Source organism: Enterococcus sp. C74 (genome assembly GCF_040887125.1).
Lineage (GTDB): Bacteria > Bacillota > Bacilli > Lactobacillales > Enterococcaceae > Enterococcus_B > Enterococcus_B hirae.
Genome location: NZ_JBFOFA010000007.1, coordinates 155,211 through 172,277, shown reverse-complemented (window position 1 = coordinate 172,277; position 17,067 = coordinate 155,211). Strand labels below are relative to the sequence as shown.

Here is a 17,067-nt window from a genome sequence, read left to right as displayed (position 1 = left end):
ATTTGTCAACTCTTTTTTAAAAGTTTTTTTGACTTCGTTTTTTAGAAGTGTTTCAGCAACTCATTTATCATAACTCATCGTTTGTTATTTGTCAACAACTTTTTTAAAGTTTTTTTCGATAGAATCAAGCTTCGTAAGCTGTTGTTTTTTAACGACTCAGTTATCTTATCATGTGATCTCTCACACGTCAAGAACTTTTTGAAGTTATTTTTTATTTTTGTCAGAAGTTATTTAGTGATAACTTTTGAACAAATAATAATATACCAACTAAACCTTTAACGGTCAACGAATTTTTTGTATTTTTTCAAGTTTTTTTCATTGGACGATCATTTCTGTGATTTTAAAAATAATCATTCGTATTTTAATAGTTTTCCTGCGATATTACTCATCCCTTATTCTTTAATATTCGTTATAAATAAGAAGATCGTTTAATCAATCCACTCAAATACAAGCAAGCAATTCCTTTATCTACGCCTCCACATAATAAATTTCTCGATTATCCTCGCCTTGCATTTTTTTACCGTACCTCATTATTTCAAAAAAGAAACTGACAAAAAGTGGTGTAAGTTTTACGCTATCTACTAAAAATAGAGTGATCCTTTGACTTCTCTCTTTTACTAGATTATAAAAAAAGAAGCCAACAGTTCTTGGCTTCTTTTTTATTCATATTCACCATATCTAACGCATCGTTGGGAATAGCAAAACATCACGGATCGACTGTGCATCCGTCAATAACATAACTAAACGGTCAATTCCGATACCTAGACCGCCAGTTGGTGGCATACCATATTCTAAAGCTTCCAAGAAGTCTTCATCGACACCGTGTGCTTCATCGTTTCCTAGCTCACGTTCTTTTTCTTGGGCTTCAAAACGTTCTCTTTGATCAATTGGATCATTTAATTCGGTAAAGGCATTCGCAAATTCCCGACCAACGATAAACAATTCAAAACGATCGGTAAAGCGTGGATCTTCTGGATTCTTTTTCGCCAATGGAGATACTTCTACTGGATGTCCGTAAACAAAAGTTGGTTGTGTCAATGTTTCTTCCACAAAAGTTTCAAAGAACTCATTGATGACATGTCCTACGCCCATTGCTTCGGTCACTTCTACGTGATGCTCTTCAGCAAGTGCTAATGCTTCTTCTAATGTCATTTCTTTCCAGAAATCGACACCTGTTTGCTCTTTGATCGCATCTACCATATGGATACGTTTAAAGTCACTTTCCAAATCAACTGCTTGGCCATCATAAGTGATTTCTGCTGTACCAAGAACTTTTTGGGCTGCATTACGAATGATTCCTTCAGTCAAGTTCATGACATCCTGGAAATCTGTATAAGCGGTGTAAGCTTCTAACATCGTAAATTCTGGATTATGAGTTGTATCGATCCCTTCATTACGGAAAACGCGACCGATTTCGTAAACTTTTTCCATTCCACCCACAATTAGGCGTTTTAAATGAAGTTCTAACGCAATACGTAAGTATAAATCAATATCTAGTGCGTTATGGTGTGTAATAAATGGACGAGCTGCAGCACCACCGGCTTCATTGTGTAAGACTGGTGTTTCTACTTCAATATAGCCATTACCATCTAAGTAACGACGGATTTCGCTAATAATTTGGCTACGTTTCATGAAGCGATCAAAACTTTCACGGTTACTGATCAAATCAAGATAACGTTGACGATAACGTTGTTCGATATTAGTCAATCCATGGTATTTATCTGGTAGCGGACGTAAAGCTTTTGATAAAATAGTGATTTCTGATGCCTTGATTGAAACTTCGCCAGTATCAGTCTTCATGATTTCACCTGTTACGCCAAAGAAGTCTCCTAAATCAGCATGTTTGAATACATCATAGGCTTCATCACCTACTTGATCTTTACGTACATAAATTTGGATTTGGCCTTCACGATCTTGTAAGTGAGCAAATCCAGCTTTTCCTTTACCACGACGAGTGATCATTCGACCGGCTACACTTGCAGTTAGCCCCATCTCTGCTAATTCTTCTTTTGTTCTTGGATCAAACAATTCATGTAATTCTTCTGAATTGTGCGTACGTTCAAATCGTTTACCAAAAGGATCAATCCCATTTTCTCTTAATTGCTCCATTTTTTGACGGCGAACAAGCATTTGATCGTTTAAATCTTCTACTTGATGTTGTTGTTCCTGTGTCACAAAAGTTCCTCCATTCTCATGTTATTCTCTTTCCTATAATGCCAATGAAACACAAAAAAAGCAAGCCGAACTTAAAGTTCGACTTGAAAATTCACGAAAAACTTAGAAAATCACTGGATTATTTCACAGATACTTTTTCTGTTTTCTCTAAAAAGCGGTCAAGCAGTTCATTGATTTCTACTTGTTTTTCTGCTTGATTGATTGCAACTTTTACTTTTGCTGCTCGAGAGATTCCTTTTAAATAATAGGAAGCATGTGTCCGAAATTCTCGGCACGCAACAACCTCTCCTTTTAAATCGACTAAACGTTTCAAATGTAATTTAGCGGTCTCGATTTTTTCTCTTGGTGTTGGTTCAGGGATTAACTCGCCGGTTTCTAAGTAATGCTGGGTGCGATGGATCATCCAAGGATTGCCTAACGCTGCACGACCGATCATCACACCATCCGCTCCTACGTATTCTAACATTCTTTTAGCATCTTCCGGAGTTTTGACATCTCCATTGCCCATAAATGGGATTTTGAGCTGACTTTTAACTTCTTTCAATACTTCCCAGTTTGCTTTACCTTCATACATTTGTACTCTCGTACGTCCGTGCATGGCGATTGCACTGGCGCCAGCTGCTTCAGCCGCTAAAGCATTTTGCACAGCAAAGACATGTTGTTCATCCCAACCGATTCTCATTTTCACAGTAACTGGTACATCAACGGCAGAAGAGACAGCTTGTACCATCTCATAAACTTTATCTGGATCCAATAACCATTTAGCGCCTGCTTCTGCTTTGATGATTTTGTTCACTGGGCAACCCATATTGATATCAATGATGTCAGCCGCTGTATTTTCTTGAACGAATTGGGCAGCCTCGACCAAAGTATCTTTGTTTCCACCAAAAATTTGCAAACTTAGTGGATGTTCTGTTTCTTCGATATGCAGCATCTCTAATGTTTTCTTGTTTCTAAAATGGATTCCTTGGTCACTGATCATCTCACAGACGACTAATCCAGCACCGAACTCTTTGACGGTCACACGAAAAGCTGAATTAGTGATTCCAGCCATCGGTGCGACAACTACTCGATTGGGAATTTCAACATGTCCGATTTTCCATGTATGTTCCACTTATTTTCCTCCCAGCGCTTCTGCTTTTAGCTCGGATAATTCTGCTTCACTGTATTCATACTTGTTGTTGCAGAATGAACAAACGGCTTCTGCTCCGTGATCTTCATCAATCATCGCTTGGATTTCTTCTGCCCCTAAAGCAATAATTGCTTCCCCAAATTTTTCTTTTGAGCAATCACATTTGAATTGTACCGGCATTTTCTCTAAAATATTCAACTCACTAGTTCCTAGTAAACCTTCAAGAATTTTTTCAGGTGTTAATCCTTCGTCTAATAAAGTAGAAATACGTGGTGTCGTTTTTAATTGTTCTTCGATTTTACTGATAGTTTCTTCATCTGCACCAGGCATGATTTGGATCATAAATCCACCAGCTGTTTTGATACTGTCATCCGTGTTAACTAAAACGCTCAATCCAACTGCTGAAGGAATCTGTTCTGAGATTGCAAGATAATAGGTAAAGTCTTCCGCAATTTCTCCAGAAACAATAGGTGTTTGTCCCGAAAATGGTTCTTTCAAACCGAGGTCTTTAGTAACACTGAACATCCCTTGCGTTCCCACAGCACCACGCACATCAATTTTTCCTGCTTCATTCAAAGGTAGGCTCAAATGAGGGTTTTGGATATAGCCTTTGACTTCTCCTTTACCATTCGCATCTACCACAATCCCATTAGCCGGACCATTCCCTTGAATCCGCACAGTTAACTTGTCTTCGCCTTTTAGCGTCGAACCTAGTAAAAGTCCGCCAACAAGCGTACGACCTAATGCAGCCGATGATGTATGCCAAGTGTCGTGTCGTTTTTGGGCTTCTGCAACAGTGTTTGTTGCTTGAACTGCATAAGCACGTACATAGCCATCATAGGCCAGTGCCTTGATCAAATAATCTTCCATTTATTTATGTACCTCTTTTCCGATTTTTAAATTCATAGTGAATCATACTAGTTACGCTGATAATTTTCAACTTATGAATGTTATCTTTTCTTTTATTTGCCTATTCTATAATAAAAAATAAAACAACTACTAAAAAAGAGCCACGACTTTTGTCGTAGCTCTCATTTTTTAGTGATTATTTCGGTTGATCATCCGAATCATCTGTTGAAGAAGTTTGATGTTCTTCTTCATTTAATTCTTTTTTCTCTTCTTCAAATTCTTTCTTATCGTGCTCAAAATCTTGCTTTTCTTCCGCTTGTTTTTCTGCGTCTTTTTCTTCCAAAGCACGTTTTGCTTCTTCAAAAGTTTGCGCTTCTTTTTCACTAGGATAGTTAGCAGATTCTGAACCTTCAGGCATAACACCTTTTTCAAATAAAGATTTGATTGCTTTCGCATCGAGTGTTTCAAATTCTAACAGTTTTTCAGCGATCAATTTATGTTGTGCTCGATGTGCTTCGATGATCTCATGCGCTTTTTGATGAGCTTCCATCAAAATCTTACGCACTTCTTGGTCAATTTCAAAGGCCACTTGTTCAGAGTAAGCTTTCGTTTGACCATAGTCACGACCAACAAATACTTGATGATTTCCTTCATATTGAACTGGACCTAAACGATCACTCATTCCATATTCAGTTACCATGCTTCGTGCTAAAGCTGTTGCTTGTTCAAAGTCATTAGAAGCCCCAGTTGATTGAACGTTGAAGATGATTTCTTCTGCTGTTCGACCACCAAGCAAACCAACGATTTGTTCAAACATATCTTCTTTTGTCATCAAGAATTGATCTTCTTTTGGTAAGGCGATCATATAACCACCTGCACGTCCACGTGGAATAATGGTTACTTTATGAACCACACGTGCCCGACTCAAGACTAAACCAACGATCGTATGACCTGCTTCGTGATAAGCCACCATTTCTCGTTCTTTTTTGCTGATTACGCGATCTTTCTTAGCTGGACCTGCAATCACGCGATCTTCTGCTTCATCAATATCTGAAGCATCGATTTTCTTCTTGTTACGACGAGCCGCAACTAAAGCTGCTTCGTTTAAGACATTTTCTAAATCTGCACCAGCAAAACCTGGTGTTTGTTGTGCCACGACTTTCAAATCAACGTCATCTGCCATCGGTTTGTTTCGTGCGTGAACACGTAAGATTGCTTCACGGCCTTTCACATCTGGACGACCAACTAAAATTTGACGGTCAAAACGTCCTGGACGTAAAAGTGCAGGGTCAAGTACATCTGAACGGTTTGTTGCAGCAATGACGATAACACCTTCATTCCCATCAAATCCGTCCATTTCAACTAGCAATTGGTTCAGTGTTTGTTCACGTTCATCATGTCCACCGCCCATGCCTGCGCCACGTTGACGACCAACAGCATCAATTTCATCGATGAAGATGATTGCTGGAGCATTTTTCTTCGCTGTTTCAAATAAGTCACGAACACGACTTGCCCCAACACCCACAAACATTTCTACAAAGTCAGAACCTGAAATAGAGTAAAACGGTACACCCGCTTCTCCAGCTACAGCTTTTGCTAACAATGTTTTACCAGTTCCTGGAGGTCCTTCTAAAAGAACACCAGCTGGGATACGCGCGCCTAACTCAACAAAACGTCGCGGATCTCTTAAGAATTCAACAACTTCAACCAACTCTTGTTTCTCTTCTTCTGCACCAGCGACATCTGAGAAGCGTACACGGTTAGCTTTTTTGTCGGCTTCTTTGGCTTTTGATTTACCAAAGTTCATGACACGGCCACCGCCGCCTCCGCCACCACCTTGTTGCCCCATCATCATATAGAAGAAGAACACAAGGATAATAATTGGTAAGAAGCTTAGCAATAAGGATACCCATACGCCACTGCTTGATTCTTCTTTGACTGTTGTAGCTACGTTATGTTCTTTCGCTAAATCAGTCACTTGGCTAAGTGTGGTATCGTTTGGCAAAATAATCGTTGTAAAGTGTGTCGTTTTTGTATCTGTCGATCCTAAGATAGCAAGTCCACCACTGTTAGAGACGGTTTGCTGTTCTTTATACTCTCCAGAAATTTTATATACACCATTTGCAGGTTGCACTTCAAATTCTTTGATTTTACCTGCTTGTAATTGTTCTGTAAATTTTGTGTACTCGATATCTGACGATCGTTGGCCGTTATTACCAAAGATAAAATATACGACCATAACCATCGCTAAGATTACGAGGACATAATACAAGGCATTTTTCATCATGCCATTGTTTTTTTTGTTCATAGTTGCCCTCCCTATGCGTTATTTTAATTTAGCATTTTTTTTATCAATCCTGACCATTCTATTGTAACACAATTTATAGTAGATACAGCACTAATTTGATTGATAAACGCTAGGCTTCAATACACCGATGTATGGTAAATTACGGTAAGCTTCTGCATAATCTAATCCGTAACCCACTACAAATTCATTAGGAACATTGAATCCAACATAGTCTGCTTCAATATCAACTACTCTACCTTCTGGTTTATCAAGCAATGTGACAATTTTCACTGATTTTGCTTTACGGTATTTAAATAGATCAACCAAATAAGCGAGTGTTCTTCCACTATCGATGATATCTTCAACGATCAGTAAGTCACGGCCTTCAACATTGGTATCTAAATCTTTGACGATTTTGACTTCTCCTGATGAAACCGTTGCATTTCCATAACTTGAAACATCCATAAAGTCTATTTCCAAGTGAGCATCAATCGAACGTATGATATCTGCCATGAATGGAACAGCGCCTTTTAGAACACCAACAACGAGTGGATTATTATGCTTATAAGTTTCTGCCAATTCTTTGCCTAGTTCTTCACAACGAACTTGTATTTCTTCTCTTGTAATCAAAACTTTTTCAATATCCTTTTCTAACATCAGGTTCTCCTTCCAATTGCTTCTTTGTGATATTTGTAAAGAAGTATGTAGTGTATTTTATCAGTTTCTACACCAATACTCAAATAGGAATAGGTAAATGGGACCAAACTATAAATATTTTCATTTTGATCCCTCACGACCCATGCCTCTTTTCTTTGTGAATCAGGTACTTTGTTATCAATCAAATATCTGGATATTTTCTTTTTTAGTTTGCTATTTAGCTGGATACGCTCTCCTGCTTGTCTCTTTCCTACAAACAGTTCTTGATGTGAAGATAGCCAAAGATCATGAGAAAACTCGTCCCAATCATCTGCTTTTCTAGCTTCTTCGGCTGCTTCAGGTGTAAACAAGCCGATCCAGCAGCTTTCATCCAACCTGATGCGTTGATTCAACTCCAACTTATACGCCTCTGTTCGTTCTTGTATTGTTTTTGAGGGATCAGCTTTCTCTTGGATAAGATAGATTTTTTCATAGCTACGTTGCAGAACCCACCCTCGTTCAAGAGTAATTTTCCATTGGCCTTTTTTCTGTTGACACTGTTGTAAAATCAGTTGGATTTGTTTTTCTTTGATCACGATCGCTGTTTTTTCAAAAAAATGATCAAAGAATGCGTATAAGAAATAATAGCTTTCTTCTTCTGGCATCTCCGCTAATAGTTTCCAAGGAAAATGCACCCGTTCGTTTTCTTCTACGACATTTTCCATCAAGACTTTCTTCATGTGTGTTTGAATCAATCGATCTGCCCATTGGATCTGCTGCGAAAAACGTTGAAAATGAACCATTGCTTGTGGATTTTCTTGTTTTAGTTGAGGCAGAACCAAATGACGAAGGCGATTACGCTGAACATCCAACTCTTGATTCGTATGGTCTTCAAAATAAACCAGCTCTCGCTCTGAAGCATATTGATATAATTGCGCCTTACTAAATCCTAGTAACGGACGAATCAATCGACCATTGGAGAAGGGTTGGGCTTCTTTGATCCCAGCATAGGTACTAAGTTGCCCCCCACGCAACAACTTCATTAAAACCGTTTCCATTTGGTCATCCCCATGATGTGCCGTCATTAGGCAGTCATAGCTGCCGCTTTGCATCTGCTTCGCAAACACTTGATAACGAAACTCTCGAGCCGCTGTTTCAATGCCCTTTTTTGTTGGCTTTTCCCAAACTTCCACTTGTAACGGGAGTTGATGTTGTTGACAATACTTCTTTAAATACGCAACTTCATGAACAGATTCTTCTCTTAATTGATGATTGATATGGGTCACTGCCAAAAAGAAACCCCATTTTTTTTGCGCTTCCATCATTAAATCCAGAAGAACCATAGAATCTACTCCCCCAGAAACCGCCAGTAGCGCTCTTGTTTTTTCATTCAAATAACCATTGATTTCACAATTTGTCAAAAAACGTTGTCTGATCTTCCTTGCGTCTTGTTCTTCTTCCATCGAATCACTTCCTTGTTCCTTCTCGGCTTCGATCAACCTACCATCAAAGATTCCAATGAAAAAAAGAGCGGACAAAAGTCTGCGACAATTGCCTGCTCTTAAGTTTTTGGTTAGCTGCGACGTCCGCCGCGTCCGCCACGTTTACCTTCTGTATTGCGCTTCAAGGAAGTCAATCGATCATCACTATCCTTTAAAAATGAACTCATTAATGAATCGAAGTCTTCTTTATGGTTATTAGAAGATTGACTGCGAGAAAAAGGTTTTTTCTGTGTTGAACGACCTCGATTATCGCGAGGATCTCTTTGTTGGTATTTTTTTGGACGCTTATCATCATCTGATTCTGTTGATTCCGCTGGTTTTGGTTGTGTTTGACGGATTGATAATCCAATTTTACCATCATCATTAACTGAGATAACTTTAACAGTTACTTCATCACTGACACTTAAAACATCATGAATATCTTTGATATAGCCATTTGAGACTTCACTGATATGAACTAGACCAGTTTTTCCAGCTCCTAAATCAATAAACGCGCCAAAATTTGTAATTCCTGATACTTTTCCTTGCAGTTTTGCTCCTACCTCGATTGACATAAAAAAAATGTTCCTCCTAATTATTAACCTATTTATAATACTGCTTATTTTGCAGTTGTTGAACTAGTTGTTTGGTCTGTGTCATCCGTATTTGATTCTAATACTGGATAAACCTGCTCGCCTTCTTTTGAATAAAAGTATTTGCTTCTCGCAAGTTTCGCCACATAGTCATCATCTTTCAATAATGAGACATCCTGTGTTAGCTGATCCACATCAGCATTGACTTGGCTTAATTCCGTATTTGCTTCAACTTTCAATTCGTTTAATTGATTCATTCTTTGCATATCACGAAAAATTTGAAAACCTAAAATTGCGAAAATGACCAAAGCACCTATAAAAATAACTGCTAATCGACGTCTACGAAAAATCAACTGGCGTTGTTGTTCTTGAAATTCGACATATTTTTTCTTTGCATACTCTGTATCTAAAGCAGCAATTTTGTTGCTTTTTTTTGTCACTTCTCTTCGCTCCAATCTTTTTTGATTGTCGTTTTCATTATACCAATATCATTGAGGGTTGTCTAATCTATTTCGTCAGTGTTTTGCTTGCGAATCTCCGAAATGATCTCATACATTTTTTGAGCATCTTCTTTTTTCGTTGACTCATGTAATTCATTGACTTTTACTTCCATTGTTTTGTTTCCAAATTGGATCTTCAATTGATCGCCTACCTTGACATCACTAGAAGATTTAGCCAATTTTCCGTTGATTTGAATTCTTCCTTTATCTGCCACTTCTTTTGCTACAGAGCGGCGTTTGATAATTCGAGAAATTTTAAGAAATTTATCTAATCGCATTAGGATTCCTCACTTTTATTTTTTATAAGTTTATTAAATCGTAAAATCTTTTTTCCAAACGGTAACATCAACCATTCTCTAACCGTAAATAATTTTGTCCAGATCACAGCATTCACAAAGACGAACGCCCCGATTCCTACACCTGCTAAACTGGCAAAGAATGCAGAAGACCGATGAGCAACCGGGCCAAAAACCATCGTCAGTCCGCCATAATAAATCAGTAAGGCTAAGATCATCCATCCCAAACATTGAAGCAATTTACTTCCAAAGCGACGTTCTTTCCAGAACTGATTGATTTCACTAGTCTCCGTGTGGACAAAATACCATAGGGTGACAGCCAATCCTAGCAAGGTCGACAAACTAGCTCCTACTGTCCCTAGATAACCAGTTAGAAACGGGGTTGCCAAAGCTTTGGCTAACAGCCCCCAGCCTGCACCTTTCAAAGAGGGACGAAAAGAATTTTTACTTTGGGCAATACTTTGATAGGTTTGGATGATTGCTGTTAAAGCAATTGCAAAGACGAATAGCACCAACGCTGCATTCCCAGCGTAATCTTTAAATAGCGCATAGTTGATATACGGTAAAAGCATGGCTAGTCCTACAGAAGCAGCTAATGCTAAAGTCGTTGTTAACCGTAAATAGATTTTGGCAGTCTTTAGAAATTGACTATGCACAGCCGTTATCAAGTATTTCGTCAATGCAGGTAAGAAAGTCGCACTTAATGCAGTTGCAATCACTAGTCCTAATTGAACTAACGGTTGCCCACGATCATAGACCCCTTTTGCAATTTTTGCACTTTGTTCAGATAGTCCATAAACTTGAAGCGCATTTTTTACAAAAAATGAGTCGATCAGCTGAAAGAAAATCAGCAGACCACTATAGATTGACACTAAGCCCCCTTCAACTAAAAAACGCCGGATCAATCGTTTGTCAGGTCGTTTCGTGACCGAAAAATGTCGAAAACTTAACGCTCCACCATGGATCTTTTGTTCATAATAGCGCAACACACCATAGGCACAAAGTCCCCCGATGACTGCACCACTCATAGCAGCAGTTCCTGTTTGGTAAACTGACCAGCCAAATAGTCGAAAAGCAAAGGCACTGAAAACGATGATCGCCACTCTCACAAATTGTTCAACGACTTGTGAAACAGCTGTCGGTTCCATCAAAAATCTGCCTTGGAAATTTCCTCGATAAAAAGATAGACCTGGCATCAGTAAGAAAGTAAATGAAACGATTTGGATCAGCGGTCGTAATTGCTGATCCCCCATCATCCAAGCAATCCAACGGCTAAAGAGAAAAGTAAACAGCCACAGAACAATCCCTGTCCAAAAAACTAATGGATAAAGCCGTTGCAGTGCTTCTTTTCGCTGAATTGGATCTTTTCGTTCAGCGACATATTTTGAAATGAATTGCGGTAAACCAGACAACGCTAAAGTCATGGCAATCCCATAGATTGGGTATACTTGTTGGTATACATAAAATCCTTCATCACCAACTAAGTTTTGGAGCGGAATGCGGTACAGCGCACTTAGGACTTTTGCTATGAAAGAAGCAATCGTCAATATAAATGCGCCATGCATCACGCGACGCATCTCTTTATGGTCCAAAGTATTCGCTCCTTCCTAAGCAGACAGATATTTTTGTTCACGTAAAGCTTTGACAAAACGTTGGATTTCTTGCAACCAAACTGCTTCATCGGTCTTGTTAGGAACCGTTAGTCGAATCACCATTTTTTCTTTTTCTACACCTAAACTTGCTTTTAGTTTTGTTGCAGTCAAAGCTTCAAATAACTGTTCTACAGTATAGCGTTTTGTTCCTGCTTTACTTAGATTAAAGACGATAGTCTGCTGTTGCTTGCGAATTGTTTCAATCAAGGCGCGATCGCCATCCATTTTGATTTGGCCAATCGTTAAGAGATGTGCCACCTCTTCAGGGTATTCCCCAAAACGGTCTAAAAGATCATCTTCTAATTCATCAAGCATTTCTTGTGAATCAAGTTCCCTGATCCGTTTATAAATTTCAATTTTCTGTCTTTGGTCCGAAACATATTCTTCTGGCAAGTAAGCATCAACCCCAAGATCGATTTCAACTGCTGTTTTTTCCACTTGGTTGTTCTTTCCTTGTTTACGTAAAACAGCATCACTTAACATTTGCGAATACATGTCGAATCCGACAGCATCAATAAAGCCGTGCTGCTGCGCACCTAGCAGATTTCCTGCTCCTCGGATCGATAAATCCCGCATAGCGATTTTAAAACCAGAGCCTAGTTCGGTGAAATCTTTAATGGCTTGAAGACGTTTTTCGCTGACTTCATTCAAGATTTTTTGTTGTTCATACATGAAGTAGGCGTACGCCACTCGGTTGCTTCGTCCCACACGACCTCGTAATTGATAAAGAGTCGATAGCCCCATGTAATCAGCATTTTCAACGAAGAGCGTATTCGCATTTGGAATATCGACACCCGTTTCAATGATCGTCGTTGTGACTAACACATCATATTGTCCTTCAATAAAATCAAACAATGTATTTTCTAATTGTGCTTCAGTCATTTGACCATGCGCATAACCGATTCGTGCTTCTGGTACAAGTTCTTGGATTTCTTCCACTTTTTGTTCGATCGTCTCTACTCGATTATAGAGATAGAACACTTGACCGCCACGCCCCATTTCTCGATGGATAGCTTCACGAATCGCTCCAGGATTTTTTTCCATCACGTAAGTTTGAATCGGATACCGATTGGCAGGCGGTGTTTCGATCACTGATAAATCACGAACCCCGAGCATTGACATGTGGAGTGTCCGTGGGATCGGTGTCGCTGTCAACGTCAAGACATCCACTTGGGCACGTAGTTGTTTCAAACGTTCTTTATGTTTTACACCAAAACGCTGTTCTTCGTCAACGATCAATAACCCTAAGTCACTAAATTCAATGTCTTTAGATAAGATACGATGCGTTCCGACTACGATATCGATTTGTCCAGTACGTAATTGTTCAATCGTTTCTTTTTGTTGTTTTTTCGTTCGGAAACGACTCAATAGACCTACATTTACTGGAAATCCTTCAAAACGTTCCAACATCGTTTCATAATGTTGTTGGGCGAGAATGGTCGTAGGAACTAAAAAGGCAACTTGTTTACTTTCCTTGACGGCTTTAAAAGCAGCTCGTAAAGCCACTTCCGTTTTACCGTAGCCAACATCACCAACGAGCAGACGATCCATCGGTTTTTCTTTTTCCATATCTCGTTTGATCTCTGCGGCACTCCGTAATTGGTCATCCGTTTCAGAGTATGGGAAGGCATTTTCAAATTCTTTTTGATACCCATCATCCGGTCCAAACGCATACCCTTTTTCTGATTCTCTGGCAGCATATAGTTTGATCAGATCATCTGCGATATCTTCAATTTTAGACGAAACCTTTCTTTTGGTTTTCGTCCATTCACTACTGCCTAATTTATTGATACGAGGTGCTTTTGATTCAGAAGCAACATATTTTTGGATCAAATTCAGCTGGGTAACCGGAATAAATAATTTATCGTCATTTTGATAAAGGATCGTCATGTAGTCTTGATGGACACCATCCACTTCTAACGTTTCCATCCCAATATATTTACCGATCCCGTGATTTGCGTGAACGACATAGTCGCCTGCTTTTAGTTCATTATAGCTTTTTAAACGTTCCGCATTAGTTACGGTTTGTCGCCGTGTTTGTTTCTTCGTCGTTTTTTGGAAAATTTCTTTTTCCGTAATTGCGACTATTTTCTCTTGAGGAAGTTCGAACCCTGTTTGCAGCGCCCCTTCCACTAGTTGCACTTGTCCTCTGATCAGTTTTTCTTTTTCGGTTTCCACGACTAGGATCTCTTCATCACGTAACATCTGCTCCGCTTTTCTAATCCGTTCTTTCGTAGGAATAAAGATGACTACTGTTTGTTCTTGCTTACGCCATCGGTCCATTTCTGTTTTCAATAATGGCATTTGACCGAAAAATTGTTGCATCGTACGATATTGAAAATTGTGAATCGCTTGAAAACGTAAATTCCCCATACCCTTTTGAAAAAGCGCAAAAAAAGTCGTCACAAATTTTTCTTTTTGAACTAATTTATGCACATCATTGACAAAGACTTGCTCTGAGAAGACACGTAATTCACTAATTTTTTGTGTTTGCCATTCAGCTGCTTCTCTTTCGATCTCCCGATTTGTTTCCATGATTCGTTGATAATCATCCACAATGAATAAACTACTTGTTGGAAAATAATCAAGGATCGTCGTTTCTTCTTGATAAAGAAGATCAGCATAAAGTTTCGCGTCTTCTGTCGGATTTCCTGCTTGCCATTGCGCGATCACTTGTCCAAAATAATCCTGCACGAATTGGCGGTCTGTTTCTTCTGAAATCGTCGCTAGTTTCTTTTCTAACAACTTTTCCAGTCGGTCGATCCCATGAAGTAAATCAGCTTGGTCGTAGACCTGTTCACTTGTTGGTGCGATCCAAATTTCTGTTACTTTTTCGATCGAGCGTTGAGTTTCTACTTCAAAATATCGCATGGAGTCAATCTCTACATCAAATAATTCGATACGTACGGGATGTTCGAGATTGATCGGATAGATATCAATGATGCTGCCACGAATACTATACTCTCCTGTTTTTGCCACCATCTCAACTCGTTCGTAGCCTAATAAAGTCAATAGACGAGGCAGATCGTCAACGGCTATTTCCTCTCCCGTTCGCCAAGTCAATTGGGCTTGTTTCCAAACTTTTGGACTGGGTAATCGTTTATGCAATGCTGCTACTGGTAATAAATAGACCCCTGGTTGTTTTTGTTGCAGGGCATTTAGTGTAGCAACTCGTTCTCTTCTTGCTTCTGGGGAAGAAAAAGCCATTTCCGCAGAAAGAACTTCATCTACTGGAAAAGAATGTATTTGTTCTGCTGGCAAAACATGTTGCAAATCTTCTGCTAGTTGATTCGCATAATACAGATTAGGCATTAATACGACTAAGTTTTTCTTTGTTTTTTTGAACGCTCGAGCAAAGAGAAGAGTTTTGGCTGAACCAGCTAAACCAGTGATCAATTGTCTTGGTGATTTTTCTTCTATCTGGTTGAGCCATTCCTTTACCTGTGGATCTTTACCAATTAATTGAACGATATCCATTTTTTTCCTCCTTCGCTAATTGAATTTGTTCATCGTATCGATAAACGAATGACCATCCAGCATAAACTCGAGTGCTGCCACTGACTGATCGATACTTGCTTCAATCAATGGTTGAACTTCTTTACTAAATGGGCTTAGCACGTGTTGAACAACAGTTTTGTTTCCTTCTGGTCGACCAATGCCTACTTTGATACGGTCAAATACATTCGTATTCAAGTGAGAAATGATACTTTTTATTCCATTATGCCCTCCAGCACTCCCTTTTTGGCGCAAGCGGATCTTGCCAGTTACAAGATCTAAATCATCATAAACAACAACTAATTCTTCCGGATAAATACCGAAATAAGTCATTAATGGTCCTACAGCACGACCAGATTCGTTCATAAAAGTTTGCGGCTTCACTAATAAGATTTTTTCTCCTTGATAGAAAAACTCTGCAACTTCCGCTTCAAATGTATTTTTTTTAAACACAGCTTGTTGCTTTTCAGCCATGCGATCAACGACCATAAAGCCGATATTATGTTTGGTTTGTGCATATTTGGTTCCTGGGTTTCCAAGCCCTACGATCATTTTCATTTGTTCTACCACCTAATTGAAAAAAGCAGCACAAAAGGCTGGAGCGCCCTAAAGCAATCCAGTCTTTGACTCATTTTTTCATTTTTTTACTTTCTACTATTAAGTATAACACACAAGTACCTGTTTCAACAAAAAGAGAATGTTTAACAAATGATAAAGAAATTAAAATTTTCTTCAAAGTCTAATAAATTAATAACCTTTTAAAAATAGTGAAATCACGCACATGTAAGCTTTTACATATAATACAACCTTGTTATCTGTTATATTTTATAGCCAAATAGCGTGACAGCGGGCTTGATAAATGTTAGCATAGGCATGGGAAAAAACAAAATCAATGGAAGGATTGATATATAATGACTGCAGCTGCAGAAAAAAAAGATCATCAAAAAGTAATTCTTGTTGGAGATGGCGCCGTAGGTTCTAGCTATGCCTTTGCTCTAGTTACTCAAAACATTGCACAAGAAGTAGGTATCGTAGATATCAACACAGCAAAAACTGAAGGAGATGCTATTGATTTATCACATGCTCTAGCATTTACTTCACCTAAAAAAATCTACTCTGCTACTTATGCAGATGCACATGATGCTGACTTAGTAGTTATCACTGCTGGTGCACCACAAAAACCAGGTGAAACTCGTTTAGACTTAGTAAATAAAAACTTAAAAATCAACCGCGATGTAGTAACACAAATTGTTGAATCAGGATTCAATGGTATTTTCTTAGTTGCTGCTAACCCAGTAGATATTTTAACTTACTCAACTTGGAAATTCTCAGGCTTCCCTAAAGAACGCGTAATCGGTTCAGGTACTTCACTTGACTCAGCTCGCTTCCGTCAAGCACTTGCAGAATTAGTTGATGTTGATGCACGTAACGTCCATGCTTATATCTTAGGTGAACACGGTGACTCAGAATTTCCTGTTTGGTCACATGCTAACGTTGCTGGTTTACAAATTTATGAATGGGTTAAAAACAATCCAGACGTTGATGAAGAAGCAATGGTTAACTTATTCTTTGGTGTACGTGATGCTGCTTACACAATCATTGAAAAGAAAGGCGCTACTTTCTATGGTATCGCTGTAGCCTTAGCACGTATCACTCGTGCCATCTTAGATGATGAAAATGCTGTACTTCCACTATCTGTATTTATGAATGGTGAATACGGCTTGAACGATATCTACATTGGTGCCCCTGCAGTAATCAACCGTCAAGGTATCCAAAAAGTTATCGAAATCCCTCTAAGTGACAGCGAACAAGATCGTATGGCTGCTTCAGCTAAACAATTAAAAGAAATCTTAGATGAAGCTTTTTCTAAATTAGACGCTGAATAATTAGAATAAATTTAACCACTTAATCAAGCAGAATGTCAGCATTCTGCTTGATTTTTTTACTTAATGATCGTTAAATTTTTGCTAA

13 protein-coding genes are annotated in these 17,067 nt (G+C 38.8%); 1 reads left to right on the top strand and 12 read right to left on the bottom strand.

Translation table 11 applies throughout. The features are described 5' to 3' along the window. Window positions 1–678: 678 nt before the first annotated feature. From lysS to pth, 12 genes are all read right to left on the bottom strand, one after another. Entirely contained in the window at window positions 679–2,175 is a 1,497-nt protein-coding gene (lysS, locus tag AB3H93_RS10510; protein WP_010720573.1) for a lysine--tRNA ligase, read from the bottom strand. Between the two features lie 118 nt (window positions 2,176–2,293). Then, a complete protein-coding gene (gene dusB, locus AB3H93_RS10505) occupies window positions 2,294–3,289 on the bottom strand; it encodes a tRNA dihydrouridine synthase DusB (RefSeq protein WP_034700012.1) in 996 nt (331 codons plus the stop codon). Next, complete coding sequence (hslO, locus tag AB3H93_RS10500) at window positions 3,290–4,177, bottom strand: Hsp33 family molecular chaperone HslO (RefSeq protein ID WP_010720575.1); 888 nt, start codon at window positions 4,175–4,177, stop codon at window positions 3,290–3,292. Between the two features lie 175 nt (window positions 4,178–4,352). Then, window positions 4,353–6,464, bottom strand: coding sequence for an ATP-dependent zinc metalloprotease FtsH (ftsH, locus tag AB3H93_RS10495; RefSeq protein ID WP_010720576.1), 2,112 nt, complete (start codon window positions 6,462–6,464; stop codon window positions 4,353–4,355). A 90-nt stretch (window positions 6,465–6,554) separates the two neighbouring features. Then, window positions 6,555–7,100, bottom strand: coding sequence for a hypoxanthine phosphoribosyltransferase (hpt, locus tag AB3H93_RS10490; RefSeq protein ID WP_010737292.1), 546 nt, complete (start codon window positions 7,098–7,100; stop codon window positions 6,555–6,557). Then, entirely contained in the window at window positions 7,100–8,542 is a 1,443-nt protein-coding gene (tilS, locus tag AB3H93_RS10485; protein WP_034700014.1) for a tRNA lysidine(34) synthetase TilS, read from the bottom strand. Before tilS ends, hpt begins: the two co-directional genes overlap by 1 nt. A 110-nt stretch (window positions 8,543–8,652) precedes the next feature. Beyond that, the gene (locus tag AB3H93_RS10480) at window positions 8,653–9,135 is read right to left on the bottom strand and encodes a S1 domain-containing RNA-binding protein (protein WP_010720579.1); all 483 of its coding nucleotides are present in this window, start codon (window positions 9,133–9,135) and stop codon (window positions 8,653–8,655) included. 44 nt (window positions 9,136–9,179) lie between these two features. Further along, window positions 9,180–9,593 carry a septum formation initiator family protein gene (locus tag AB3H93_RS10475; RefSeq protein ID WP_010737290.1) on the bottom strand — a complete coding sequence of 138 codons (414 nt, stop codon included), beginning with the start codon at window positions 9,591–9,593 and terminating at the stop codon, window positions 9,180–9,182. A 62-nt stretch (window positions 9,594–9,655) separates the two neighbouring features. Then, window positions 9,656–9,931, bottom strand: coding sequence for an RNA-binding S4 domain-containing protein (locus AB3H93_RS10470; protein WP_010720581.1), 276 nt, complete (start codon window positions 9,929–9,931; stop codon window positions 9,656–9,658). After that, window positions 9,931–11,541, bottom strand: coding sequence for an oligosaccharide flippase family protein (locus AB3H93_RS10465; RefSeq protein ID WP_368020542.1), 1,611 nt, complete (start codon window positions 11,539–11,541; stop codon window positions 9,931–9,933). Before AB3H93_RS10465 ends, AB3H93_RS10470 begins: the two co-directional genes overlap by 1 nt. Before the next feature lie 15 nt (window positions 11,542–11,556). After that, the gene (gene mfd, locus AB3H93_RS10460; protein ID WP_010720583.1) at window positions 11,557–15,078 is read right to left on the bottom strand and encodes a transcription-repair coupling factor; all 3,522 of its coding nucleotides are present in this window, start codon (window positions 15,076–15,078) and stop codon (window positions 11,557–11,559) included. A 15-nt stretch (window positions 15,079–15,093) separates the two neighbouring features. Next, window positions 15,094–15,654 (bottom strand): aminoacyl-tRNA hydrolase, encoded by a 561-nt coding sequence (gene pth, locus AB3H93_RS10455; RefSeq protein ID WP_010720584.1) that lies wholly within the window; start codon window positions 15,652–15,654, stop codon window positions 15,094–15,096. A gap of 353 nt (window positions 15,655–16,007) precedes the next feature. Between pth and AB3H93_RS10450 the strand changes: the two genes are divergently transcribed. Further along, window positions 16,008–16,982, top strand: a complete 975-nt coding sequence (locus AB3H93_RS10450) for an L-lactate dehydrogenase (RefSeq protein WP_005875171.1) — start codon at window positions 16,008–16,010, stop codon at window positions 16,980–16,982. Window positions 16,983–17,067: the final 85 nt, after the last annotated feature.

What these genes read in the sequence shown, in the direction of transcription:
- AB3H93_RS10470 (WP_010720581.1), bottom strand. Translation starts at nt 9,931, where the DNA reads ATGCGATTAGATAAATTTCTTAAAATTTCTCGAATTATCAAACGCCGC.
- hslO (WP_010720575.1), bottom strand. Translation starts at nt 4,177, where the DNA reads ATGGAAGATTATTTGATCAAGGCACTGGCCTATGATGGCTATGTACGT.
- hpt (WP_010737292.1), bottom strand. Translation starts at nt 7,100, where the DNA reads ATGTTAGAAAAGGATATTGAAAAAGTTTTGATTACAAGAGAAGAAATA.
- pth (WP_010720584.1), bottom strand. Translation starts at nt 15,654, where the DNA reads ATGAAAATGATCGTAGGGCTTGGAAACCCAGGAACCAAATATGCACAA.
- AB3H93_RS10450 (WP_005875171.1), top strand. Translation starts at nt 16,008, where the DNA reads ATGACTGCAGCTGCAGAAAAAAAAGATCATCAAAAAGTAATTCTTGTT.
- mfd (WP_010720583.1), bottom strand. Translation starts at nt 15,078, where the DNA reads ATGGATATCGTTCAATTAATTGGTAAAGATCCACAGGTAAAGGAATGG.
- AB3H93_RS10480 (WP_010720579.1), bottom strand. Translation starts at nt 9,135, where the DNA reads ATGTCAATCGAGGTAGGAGCAAAACTGCAAGGAAAAGTATCAGGAATT.
- tilS (WP_034700014.1), bottom strand. Translation starts at nt 8,542, where the DNA reads ATGGAAGAAGAACAAGACGCAAGGAAGATCAGACAACGTTTTTTGACA.
- ftsH (WP_010720576.1), bottom strand. Translation starts at nt 6,464, where the DNA reads ATGAACAAAAAAAACAATGGCATGATGAAAAATGCCTTGTATTATGTC.